Below are 11,920 nucleotides of genomic sequence, written 5' to 3' on the forward strand. Positions count from 1 at the left end.
AAATTACAATAAAAAATGCTCCTATTTGTAGAAAAGTAAAACTACGAATGGGAGTATCGTTGTAATTGAGAGATGAATATACAATGAATAATCATCCCAAAGGTTTTAGGTGGATTTATAGTGGATATCGGATAAATAATGCATAAGAAGTTGTTTGAGTTGGAGGGATGTATAATGTCAAGTGTAGGTGCAATAGATAACGTTGAAGAGCTATTAGTGATACGAATTGATCATCAAAGTACTATCGTACAGGTCTTATACTATGCTGAACAAAATGATAGATTGGTGAAAAAAATAATCGGCAAGAAGCTCCAAAACGTTGGCTTAGAACAAACAATCTATAAACAATGTGAAGATCATTTAAAGAAGGTCTTTGTAAACTTGAAAAAAGAAATTTTTCAAGTTCATATTGGAAACCGATATTATCAAATTTCTTATCTGCCAGAGTGGAACGGCAGAGAGCAAGTAGAAAATGTATTAACTATAGTGCGAGATATAACCAAAGAGCAAAATGTACAAGAAGAGCTGATGCTGAGCCAAGTTAAAATACAAATGGCTCAGCAAATTGCCCTGCTAGGCTATTTTGATCGAGATATTGTAAACGATAAGTTGTATTGGTCTGATCAGTTCTACAAAAATTTTAATTTAGTCCCTCAGGAGAAACCTCCATCTTTAGAGTTTCTATTAACTCTTATTCATCCAGAAGATCGAGAAATGATCAAGAGAGGTTTTTTTCAGAGACCGGAGGAAGAAGTACTAGATGTTGAATATAGGATTATTAACAAAGATGGTTCTATTGGATGGATACATAGTTTAGTTCACTCTGTATTTGATGACAATGGCAAGCTTTTAAAGAAATTTGGCATTGTTCAGGATATTACGAAACGAAAAGCAGGGGAAATCAAGTTGCAAGAACTAACGGAGCAACTACAACAAGCAAATAAATCGCTTACTGATCGGGAAATGCGTATTCATATGGCTGGAAAGATCGCCAAATTGGGGTATTTTGAATGGGATAAAACCAATCATTCTCTTTATTGGTCTGATCAGCAATATAGAAATTATGGTTATACTCCTAGCGAAGTTACACCTACGATAGAACTTTTTCGGAGCCACATACATCACGAGGATTGGGATTTTGTGCAAACAACAGTTGCTAAACTTGACGAGAAGCCATGGATAGACTTACAGTTTAGGGTCATTAGGGCAGATGGATCTCTAGCCTGGCTTTATTCTCGAATAAATAAAATTAATAACGACGAAGGATGCCTTATTAAACTATTTGGTATTAACCAAGATATCACGGAACAAAAACAAGCTGTAGAGCGGATTCATAAAGTGGAAAAAGAGTTGGCTTTTATGAATCAATTACATAGTCGCAGTACCTATTTAAATGGATTGTTATTCAATGATTGCTCAGTAGAACAGATAATCAAAGCACTTAATGAATTTGGTATTGAGACTCAAGTTGCCCATTGTTGCTTTGTTGTGCGATTGGCTGAAAAATTGAGCTATAATACTGAGGTACCTGACAAGACGATGCCACCCTCAGTCGTGAGGAAACAAGCGGTCCTCATCTGGCTAGCAGAAAGAGAATGGGGTTTAGTATGGAGGTGTCATGATGATATAGTAATACTGACCTCTATATCAGATTGTATTGCTACTAATAAGCAAGGGCAAAGTCAAATTGCTAATGATATCATTGCTGAAATAGAAAAAGTATTTCCTCATTTTTATGTAAATGTTGGTATTTCTGGTCTATCGAGCATTCCAGTCAATTTTCGAGAAATTTATGAAAAGGCTCAGAGGGCAGTTGTAATTGCAGCAACGATGGATTCTTCCTCAGTAATCCATTGTGATGATATTGGATTGTATGAAATTGCATTTCAATTATTACAAGATAAAAATACCTGTACGATGGTGCAAAATACCATAGGACGTCTTGCTGAGCATGATGAAGATCGTGGGAGTAATTTATTAATCACGCTAGAAGCTATATTAGAGTATGGGAGTTTAAAAGCGGTAGCACGGCAACTCTTTATACATAATAATACGGTCATCTGGAGAAAACAAAAGATTGAGATGTTTCTTGGAATGTCTCTAGATAAAATGGAGACAAGGTCGTTATTATTGTTATATCTAAAAATATGGAATATTAAAAGAAAAACGATATATTCGCAATGATAAACTATTGTTGTGATAATACAATAAATCAAATTTTGTTGTATTATGTAGTAAGAATATTGGAAAATAAAAAAACGTGAAAAATGTATGAATTAACTAGTAATATATAATAAAAGCATTTTCAAAGTGTAAAATTTGAAAAAAGAAAATTTTTAGTTAAAACAGGGACGATTGTTGCAATAATACAATATCCCTGTGTTTTTTTTGTATTAGCGATCAATAGTATTAAGCCATGGGATAGTATAAAATATATCTGCATATGAAAACCGATATCAAAGAAGTGTAAAAAATGTAAAATTGAAGTGGCAAATGATGATGCTTGGTTGTAACTACATCTAGATGATAGAAGTAATTAGCTCTTTACCGAGAACTAATTACTATTTTATTTATTCGAATACTCTTTGTAGCAAATTATTTAGGTCATAAAATTACAATTTATTTAAGGGAGCCTATAGCAATGAAAGTAAAAAATATTCAAACTCGTTTACTGCTTATTCTTATACCGCTTATTTTAGTAGTGTTAATTGTTTTATCTGGTGCTAGTTACTATCTAGCGAAGCAAGCTTTGGAAAAAAGTGTAGATGATACAGGTCGAGCGGTAGGAACTGACTATAGCAAGCGAGTAGAAGCTGATATGGAACAGATGATAGCTCAATTAGAGGATTTGGCAAGTAATCCTCATCTTCGTGCAGGTACTGACAAAGTACAGATTGTCGGAGCTATGGCAGAGATGAAACAACGTTTGGGGCTTTTTGATGTGGTTATTTTTATTTCACCGGATGGCGCAGGAGTTGCTAGTACAGGACAAACGGCCTCCTACGGTGATAGAGAATATTTTAAGAAAGTGTTAACAACAAAGAAGGCTGTTGTATCAGATCCTATAATTTCCAAGGTTACAGGGAAATTAGCTGTTGTTTTGGCGGTGCCTACCATCAGTAATGGTCAGGTAACGGGGGTTTTGCTTGGAACCTTTTCTATGGAAAGGTTGAGTGAGATGATCAAAGAATTGAAGTTTTTGGATACTGGTTATGGCCAGGTTTCTGACGATTCGGGTCTGATTATTGCCCATCCGAAACGACCTGATCTTATGGGTAAACTAAATCTTCTTGATAAGAAAATCAATCCAGAGCTTAAATTGCAGCAAAGTGAACTTGACGAACGTTTGACGAATATATTTAAGGTAGCAGCCGAAAAAGGAAAACAGTCTAGAGGAGTCTATAGCTTTGTTGATGGTGTGGAGAGAGTTGCTGTAGCCACTCCTATCAATTTGCCAGGAGATCAACGCTGGGTTGTCATGGTAGCAGCACCTGAAGTAGAAGCGACTAGGCAAGTAGATAACTTAGGAAAAATGATGCTTATCATATCCCTAGTCTGCCTAGGGATAGCCATTGCTGCGATTGTGTTTGTAGCAAAACAGTTTGTAAAACCAATTTTACTGATTCGCGATGAATGTTTACTTCTCTCCCAAGGAGACTTGCGAGAGCGAGAGGCAAAAGTTGTTTCTGAGGATGAAATTGGACAATTGGCGCAAGGTTTTCGTCAGATGCGGACCAATCTGCATGAGCTTGTTATAAAAGTGCACTCTCAGGCACAGCAACTGGCAGCTTCTAGTGAAGAACTGACTGCTAGTGCCGAGCAGTCAGCTCAGGCAGCCAATCAAATCGCTACATCAATTAGTGATGTGGCGACCGGCTCGGAAGAACAAATGTCTGTAACAAATGAAACTTCGGCTGTGGTTGAAGAGATGTCAGCGAGTATAGAGCAGGTTTCAGCCACTGCCAATGAGGTAGCTCAGCAATCAAATCAGGCAGCTAGTAAAGCTGAGGATGGTAATCAAGCCGTCAATAAAGCAGTGAGTCAAATGCAACGAATTGAGCAGACCGTTCAGATTTCGGCGAAAGCAGTAACGGAACTCGGCGAACGATCGAAGGAAATCGGACAGATTGTTGCAACCATTTCGAGTATCGCTGGGCAGACTAATTTATTGGCTCTGAATGCTGCGATTGAGGCTGCGCGAGCTGGTGAGCAAGGACGTGGTTTTGCCGTAGTGGCTGAAGAAGTTCGTAAGCTGGCTGAACAGTCCCAGGAGGCGACAAAACAAATCGCTTCATTGATTGGTGGCATTCAGGGAGAGACAGATAAAGCGGTATTGGCAATGGATGATGGCACTCGGGAAGTGAAGCTGGGGGCAGAAGTCGTGAATGCCGCGGGTATTGCTTTCCAAGAAATAGCTGGATTGGTTACGCACGTATCTAATCAAGTAGGAGAGATTTCCTCTGCCATTGATCAGATGGCGATTGGTAGCCAGCATATTGTAACATCCGTAAATCGGATTGATGAACTCAGTAAAAAAGCGACCTTTGAATCCCAAACAGTATCTGCGGCTACGGAAGAACAATCAGCGTCTATGGAGGAAGTTGCTTCCTCTAGTCAGAGCCTTGCCAAGCTTGCGCAAGATCTTCAGACCGCTGTCAGCCAGTTTCGGGTTTAGTATTTAATATTTTTATAAATTCTTTATGGCAACTTTATCACGATGTTCAGATAAAAAAAGTCCAATATTTTTACCTTTGATTTTAAGAAAACTTGTTTCTGGAAACGAAATGCACGTAACAGTATTCAATATAAATGTGCGTTAATGGCTACTCAGAATCTAGATGAAGTGATGAACAAATAGTGAAGAATTAAGGCTAATTTTTATGAAACGAGGTAAAATTGGTGAAAAAAATAAAGTATAAATTAATTTGTATTATGGTCGCTATATGTGCTTTCATGGCACTTGTTCTTGGAATTTATAATATTTGGAGCGTAATTAATAACAAAAACTTCGCAGTTAAAGAATATCGCCAAGTCCTAAATGAACAGTTCGATCGAAATATTCGTTTAGAAACTGAAATCGCTGTTAGTATGGTCAATGTTATTTATAAACAACAACAACAATCTCTATTGACCGAAGAAAACGCAAAAATGCAAGCAGCCAATCTTCTGCGGGAACTTCGCTTTGATAAAGAAGGTTACTTTTGGGCTGATACCCCAGATGGGGTCAATGTAGTTCTGTTAGGCAGAAATGTAGAAGGGAAAAGTCGTATTAATGACAAAGATGCTAACGGAACATTTATGATTCAAGAAATTATTAAAAATGGTATGAAAGATGGTGGCGGCTATAGTGATTATTGGTTCCCCAAGCCAAACGAACAGCAAGCTACAAAAAAACGAGCATATTCTGTACTATTTAAGCCTTATAATTGGGTAATCGGCACTGGAAATTGGGTTGATAATATTGATAAATTAGTAGAAGAACAGGAAAAAATATACCATAATAATATGGTTAAAGATATCCAGTTTACCAGTGGACTTATCATATTAGTTTTGATTGGAGCAGCAATAGTGGCATGGTATACGAGTCGCAAAATAGCAAACCCCATCATTGAACTGTCTAGTATGGTAAGAGAAATTGCTCAAGGAAATCTTAGTAATAAATTAACTATTAATTCACAAGATGAAATTGGGGGGCTAGGTAAAGACATCAATATAATGACTAGTGATTTAAGAAGTTTGATTAAGCAATTAGTTGTATCAGCTGAACAGTTAGCTGCTTCTTCGGAAGAACTGACTGCTAGTGCGCAGCAATCTGCCCAAGCAGCAAATCAAGTCGCTGAATCAATAACAGAAGTAGCACAAGGCGCTGAAACACAACGTCAGGCGGCGAATACATCAAAAGAAATCATGGGAAAATTATCATTAGGTATTCAAGATGTTACGGATAATACTTTTACGATTGTGGAAACGGCCCAAAGAACCTCTAGTGCCGCTCACGAAGGCGGTAACGTGGTGATGGATGCTAAAAACCAAATGAGTTGTATTGAGAATTCCGTTACTATTTCTTCAGAGGTTGTAGTGAGCCTAGGAGAACGTTCTAAAGAGATAGGCCAAATTGTAAATACTATTTCTGGAATTGCTGGACAAACTAATCTTCTTGCATTAAATGCTGCAATCGAAGCAGCTAGAGCCGGAGAACAGGGGAGAGGTTTTGCTGTTGTTGCCGACGAAGTTCGAAAATTGGCAGAGCAATCCCAAGAAGCGGCTAAGCAAATCACCAAATTAATCACTGAAATTCAAACTGATACAGCTAGAGCTGTAGCAGCCATGATTGATGAAACACAGCAAGTGAAGCGTGGTACAGAAGTAGTGGATAAAGCTGGTAAAATGTTTGATGAAATCACTAATTTAATCCAACAGATGTCAAATCAAACAAAAGATATTTCGGCTGAAATTCAGAAGATGAGCACGGATAATCAGTCTATGGTTGTTTTAGTTAGTGAATTTGACAGTATTAGTAAAATAACGTCTGATCAGACACAGAGTGTTTCGGCAGCGACAGAAGAACAATCTGCTTCGATGCAAGAAATAGCATCATCTAGTCATGCATTAGCAACAATGGCTGGGGATATTCAGTCAGCTATATCAAAATTTAAAGTATAGTTTTTTTCATAATTTTTATGGCAAAACAAATCAAATAGACCTAAGCCTTATTGAATAGAGGACTTAGGTCTTTTCTGATTGTCTAACTAGATTATCGTTATAAATTCTTTACCAAATTTCCTGCAATTATCAATAGCTTGTTCATCAGGATTCCATAATCCCCGCAATCCATCATTTACTACTATAAACCCGCTGTCTTTGAGACGCTCTGATAACACTTTAACTCCCTCACCACTCCAGCCATAAGCACCAAAGGCAGCTGCTTTCTTGTTTTTAAAATCTAGTCCTTTTATTTCTTCCATAATTCCTGCTACTGAAGAAAGTACACCTTTATAGACCGTTGGTGATCCAAGTAATATGGCTCTTGACTTAAAGACTTCACTAATAATATCATTTTTATCTGATTTTGCGCTATTAAACAGTTTTACAACTACTTTATCATCCGCTAATTTAATCCCTTGGGCAATTTCTTCTGCCATACGTCGAGTGCCATTCCACATAGTATCATAAATGATAGTAACTTGATTTTCTTGGTAATCTTGTGCCCATTTTGCATATTGAGTAACGATCTGCAACGGATTGTCACGCCAAATGACACCATGACTTGAACAAATCATATCAACTGGAAGATTAAGACCCACTACTTCTTTGATCTTTTTATCTACGAATTTGCTAAGTGGAGTTAAAATATTAGCATAATATTTTGTACATTCTTGATATAATTCCCCTTGATCAACAAGATCATTATACATTAACGCCGAAGCATAATGTTGTCCAAAAGCATCACTGCTGAATAAAATATTATCACCTGTTAAATAAGCAAACATTGTATCAGGCCAATGAAGCATAGGCGCTTCCACAAAAATGAATTCCTTAGATCCTATATTTAATTTATCGCCTGTCTTTACTACTTTGAAATTCCACTCCTGATGGAATTGACCCTTCAAAGATTTCACAGCATTCGAGGTGCAATAAATAGGTGTCTCAGGAATTCGTTTCATCAATTCAGGGAGAGCTCCGCTATGATCAATCTCACCATGAGTGATTATAATTGCGTCAATCTTAGGTAAGGGAATTTCCCGTTCTAGATTTTCAACGAATTCACGAGCGAAAGGTAGCCAGACGGTATCAAGTAATACTGTTTTCTCATCTTGAATCAGATAAGAATTATAAGATGTTCCCTTATGTGTGGAATATTCTTCACCATGAAATGTTCGCAATTCCCAATCTATCTTTCCGACCCATGTTAAACCATCTTTAAGTTTAAAACTCATTAAAATTTCCTCCTTGCTAATTTTTATCTACATAAATGAGTTGTAACGTTTCTAAGCATTGCTAAGCAATCTGGGATGAAGAATGTTATTTTCTAAATGAATATGTTGGAAAAGGTCTGACTCCATCTCTTCTAATTTCTGATAAGCAACACGAAAGCTTGCGCAGGCATCTGCAGGTAGTGCATATTGATTGGTTATTTTCCTCAATTCTTTTATAATATCTCCTGCCAGTTCATGTTCACTCTCAATATCATTTGTCACAGTCCTGATTTTTTCTAACATCTGAATTGTTGACATTTTTTCATATTGTTTAATGAGAGGAAATAATATTTCTTCTTCTTTAATTAAATGTTGCTCCAATTCCAACTTCAAAAGATGAAATAGCTTATGTACTTTTCTAAGTTCACTATGTGCAACGCCATGGACACGCAAGATTTTAGTAACATATTCGCTAATTTGTGGCATTTCTCTTTGTAAATATAGATGATGGGTATTAATAATATGATCAACAAGATGAGTAAGAGACTCCTCCCGCCAATCCACCTCTCCAATGTCATTATGTTGATTTTCCATAGTGGCATAAGCTTGATTGAGTTTGTCTAATATATTGTTTTCATTGAGATTAAGCTCTTTGACCGCCGCTGTCAGTGTTTTATCTCCACCACAACAAAAATCAATTCTATGTTCTTTAAAAATTTCAGCTGCCTGAGGAAATTCTGCAACAATTTGACCGACTGCTTGTATTCCAGAAAATTTATTTTTCATACTAAAACCCCTCCAAAGTAATTTGTTTTAACTACAGTATTCTCTTACATCTTTGATTTAATTTATTAGCGCAGATGCCATGATAAGGAAATTGTCGTTATAAAGGTATTGCTATGATTTGATCTTACTACCTATAGATGAAAAAAAATGTGATGAACATCAAATCTCAAAATAAGAGATAAGAAGAATTTATTCTACAGTTGGTTACTTTCAATTTGCAAACTAATGGGGCAGGAAGAGTGGTAACTAGTATCGAACATGAAAAATGAATCAAAATAAAATAAATCGGTGGTATTTATATATGAATCGGAGAGAATTTTTACAAAGCACCTTCGGAGCTTGTTCGATAATTTGGCTTGGACAAAACCTTTTAAGTGTATATAATGCAATGGCTGGCGAACAATCGACTAAGTTACTCAATATCCGCAGTGGTTTTGAAAATAGTACTAGTTCTAATCAAAACTATTTTTGGCTAGAATTTGCGATTTCGATTGATTGTGAGATTATTCAAAGCCAAACACCCTATGAATTTATGTTTTTGATAAAAAAATGCCGACCTGGTGATTTAGCTGAACAAATGAATTATACCAATCCTTATATTAAGCAGGTTGAAGTGAGAGATAGCGATCAGCAAGATTGTTCTATTCGGCTTATTTTTAAGAATCAAAATATGGTGCCGGAAATGCGGTACGCACTTATTCCGTCTGTCATTTATGCTAAAAGGTACTGGTTGCGGATTGACGTGGGAAGCTTTAGTGGTTCTACAGCAATTAAAGAAAAAACTTTGGGAATTCAGGAGACTAACTTGGAGTTTAGATCCCTTAAAACCCGGGCTTCAACTGATTTAATTGTTATCCATCATGTTGGATTAGCCGATGTCGATGTAACGGCAGCGGAAATTCATCGCTTGCACTTGGCGAATGGTTGGTCAGGTATTGGCTATCACTATGTAATTCATAAAAATGGTATGATTGAGCGAGGGCGACCAAGAGATACGGTAGGCGCCCATACTTACAAGTATAATGAATCTTCTATTGGCATTGTATTGGATGGTAATTTTGAAGATTCCATGCCCACTGATGCTCAGATTGAAAGAACAGCTATGCTAGTGGCAGCTTTAGGTCATATCTATAATATTTACCCAGATGGTAACAACCTGCTTGGGCATCGTGATTTAAATTCAACTCTTTGCCCAGGTAAAAACTTGTATATAGAGCTGCCCCAAGTGCGCGATAAAATACTTGCTTATTTGCAACAATAAGCTTTTATGATAAATTGATATTTTTAGTTCTGGTGCAAAGAGTTGTCAAAAAATAAGTTTTTGGATGAATATTTACTCCATCATTTTTCCTAACATATGTAGAGTTCTGCTTTCATAGTTATATAGCATAAACACAAAACTTACTGTGACTAGATGAGGGGGATGAGATGGTGTTGGAAAAAATAGTGAATATTCCTATATCGCTCTACGAATCACATGAAGGCAACTATTTTGTGGGGCAAACCGAATTATTATGTTTTGGCAATGGTAAGAATGCATGGGGTGAATTATTTAACCCATGCGACTCGCGGGTAAAGCTATTTGTAAATGTAATTACTGTTACCAACATATCGGAAAATAATTTTTTGGCTGAATTATGGTTTAATTCTCAATTGCCCGGGGCGGGAACTATTTCAAATAAGGTAACACCAACTAACCTAACAATTTGCCCTGAGCCTACACCACAGGTAAAATTAAAATTTTCGCAAAAAATTCTTGGCGTCCCCACCTGCGGGATAAATGCTTTTGATAGGATGATTCCGGGAGAAACGACAATTGTTGAAGAGGAAGATGGGAAGTTTATTATTCCTCCGGGAGGGAATTTTGCCGTTTTTTTAGCAGGAAGAGAGAATGTTGCTCTGCAGGCCAGGGTTGCCTTTGGTTGGTGGGAAGAACGGTGTTAAGTCTAGAGGTTTGTTAAACTTTAGCTTTGTGAAATTTTATAAGTGTGTTAATCTGTTTGCTTAGACTTCGGTTTAAGCATTTTTTCTTGTTTAGGGTGTTGCACTGTCACATAAAATACGAACTTTTACACGAGACTAGGAGGGATTCATGTAATAATATGGAATAATAAAGCAAAATAATAAAAATTGTAATTTTTAATTTGTGGCATTCGGCAGCTGAAGTGATCCAAGGTAGAGGACCAGAAACCGCTTGCGGGGAGGAATGATTTATGAAGATAAATGTTTATACCTTAAATTCATTTGCGAAATCCATTGAGGGAGGAAACCCAGCTGGAGTTGTGCTTAATGCTGATGCTCTATCAGAAAGTGACATGAAAAAGATTGCAAAAATAATTGGTTTTAGTGAGACTGCTTTTGTCATGAAGTCAGATATAGCAGATTTCAAGGTAAGATTTTTTACCCCTAATGAAGAGGTTGATCTATGTGGTCATGCCACAATAGCAACCTTCTATACGCTCTCACACCAAGGTTGTATTAATCGGGGGGAATATTCCCAAGAAACCAAGGCTGGAGTTTTAAATGTGGAACTAAAAGAAGATTCATCAATTATGATGGAGCAAAATACTCCAAGTTATGATGAAATAATAAGCAAAAAAGAAATTGCAGATTCCTTGAACATTACTACAGCCGAAATGCTGGAAGAACTACCGGTACAGATCGTATCTACAGGCCTTAGAGATATACTTGTTCCTATTAAAAATATGGAGATACTGAATTCTATAAAGCCAGATTTTAAAAAAGTCGCAGAAATCAGCAGTAAATATAATATAATTGGTTATCATATGTTTACACTGGAATCCATTAATGGCTCAAATGCCCACTGTAGGAATTTGGCTCCTCTCTATGGAATCCAGGAAGAGTCTGCAACTGGTACATCCAATGGTGCCCTTGCTTGTTATCTGTTTAAATATGGTAAAATTAATTTTGATCATAGTAGTTGTATAGTTATTGAACAAGGTTATTCAATGAAAATGCCTTCAGAAATAATTGTATCCTTAACCGTTCATGAGAAAGAGATTGTTAAGGTCAAGGTCGGCGGAAAAGCAATGAATCTGTCTGAAATCCAAGTTGAAATATAATTATTCTTGTATTAGCTAGTTCTGGTGGAAAAATTAAAGCTATGCTATCAATTCACTACAAACCTGAAAATTGAGGTAATAAATGTCACAGAATTTATTTAAATGAAAACGTCCCATTGGTCCTTTAGTTAGTAA

General features: G+C 36.6%; 8 protein-coding genes. 6 read left to right on the forward strand and 2 right to left on the reverse strand.

The window, feature by feature from the left end; all coding sequences use genetic code 11:
- Positions 1–174: 174 nt before the first annotated feature.
- The 3 genes from ACAN52_RS08910 (at position 175) to ACAN52_RS08920 (ending at position 6,663) form a co-directional block, all read left to right on the forward strand.
- Positions 175–2,184: a PAS domain-containing protein gene (locus ACAN52_RS08910; RefSeq protein WP_378954333.1), complete on the forward strand. Its 2,010-nt coding sequence runs from the start codon at positions 175–177 to the stop codon at positions 2,182–2,184.
- A 457-nt stretch (positions 2,185–2,641) separates the two neighbouring features.
- Positions 2,642–4,675 (forward strand): methyl-accepting chemotaxis protein, encoded by a 2,034-nt coding sequence (locus tag ACAN52_RS08915; protein ID WP_378954334.1) that lies wholly within the window; start codon positions 2,642–2,644, stop codon positions 4,673–4,675.
- Positions 4,676–4,899: 224 nt separating this feature from the next.
- A complete protein-coding gene (locus tag ACAN52_RS08920; RefSeq protein ID WP_378954335.1) occupies positions 4,900–6,663 on the forward strand; it encodes a methyl-accepting chemotaxis protein in 1,764 nt (587 codons plus the stop codon).
- An 86-nt stretch (positions 6,664–6,749) separates the two neighbouring features.
- Here ACAN52_RS08920 and ACAN52_RS08925 read toward each other — a convergent pair whose 3' ends face one another.
- On the reverse strand, positions 6,750–7,937 hold the full coding sequence (locus tag ACAN52_RS08925) for an anaerobic nitric oxide reductase flavorubredoxin (protein WP_378954336.1): 1,188 nt from the start codon (positions 7,935–7,937) through the stop codon (positions 6,750–6,752).
- A 51-nt stretch (positions 7,938–7,988) separates the two neighbouring features.
- On the reverse strand, positions 7,989–8,702 hold the full coding sequence (ric, locus tag ACAN52_RS08930; protein WP_378954337.1) for an iron-sulfur cluster repair di-iron protein: 714 nt from the start codon (positions 8,700–8,702) through the stop codon (positions 7,989–7,991).
- 301 nt (positions 8,703–9,003) lie between these two features.
- Between ric and ACAN52_RS08935 the strand changes: the two genes are divergently transcribed.
- The 3 genes from ACAN52_RS08935 (at position 9,004) to ACAN52_RS08945 (ending at position 11,785) form a co-directional block, all read left to right on the forward strand.
- Complete coding sequence (locus ACAN52_RS08935; protein WP_378954338.1) at positions 9,004–9,963, forward strand: peptidoglycan recognition family protein; 960 nt, start codon at positions 9,004–9,006, stop codon at positions 9,961–9,963.
- Positions 9,964–10,136: 173 nt separating this feature from the next.
- The gene (locus tag ACAN52_RS08940) at positions 10,137–10,646 is read left to right on the forward strand and encodes a DUF6143 family protein (RefSeq protein ID WP_378954339.1); all 510 of its coding nucleotides are present in this window, start codon (positions 10,137–10,139) and stop codon (positions 10,644–10,646) included.
- 269 nt (positions 10,647–10,915) lie between these two features.
- Entirely contained in the window at positions 10,916–11,785 is an 870-nt protein-coding gene (locus ACAN52_RS08945) for a PhzF family phenazine biosynthesis protein (protein WP_378954341.1), read from the forward strand.
- The last annotated feature ends 135 nt before the right edge of the window (positions 11,786–11,920 follow it).

Source organism: Pelosinus sp. sgz500959, assembly GCF_042610375.1.
Taxonomy (GTDB): domain Bacteria; phylum Bacillota; class Negativicutes; order DSM-13327; family DSM-13327; genus CTSoil-075.

Coding starts and splice junctions, on each gene's coding strand:
- ACAN52_RS08915 (WP_378954334.1), top strand. CDS start 2,642: ATGAAAGTAAAAAATATTCAAACTCGTTTACTGCTTATTCTTATACCG.
- ACAN52_RS08935 (WP_378954338.1), top strand. CDS start 9,004: ATGAATCGGAGAGAATTTTTACAAAGCACCTTCGGAGCTTGTTCGATA.
- ACAN52_RS08910 (WP_378954333.1), top strand. CDS start 175: ATGTCAAGTGTAGGTGCAATAGATAACGTTGAAGAGCTATTAGTGATA.
- ACAN52_RS08945 (WP_378954341.1), top strand. CDS start 10,916: ATGAAGATAAATGTTTATACCTTAAATTCATTTGCGAAATCCATTGAG.
- ric (WP_378954337.1), bottom strand. CDS start 8,702: ATGAAAAATAAATTTTCTGGAATACAAGCAGTCGGTCAAATTGTTGCA.
- ACAN52_RS08925 (WP_378954336.1), bottom strand. CDS start 7,937: ATGAGTTTTAAACTTAAAGATGGTTTAACATGGGTCGGAAAGATAGAT.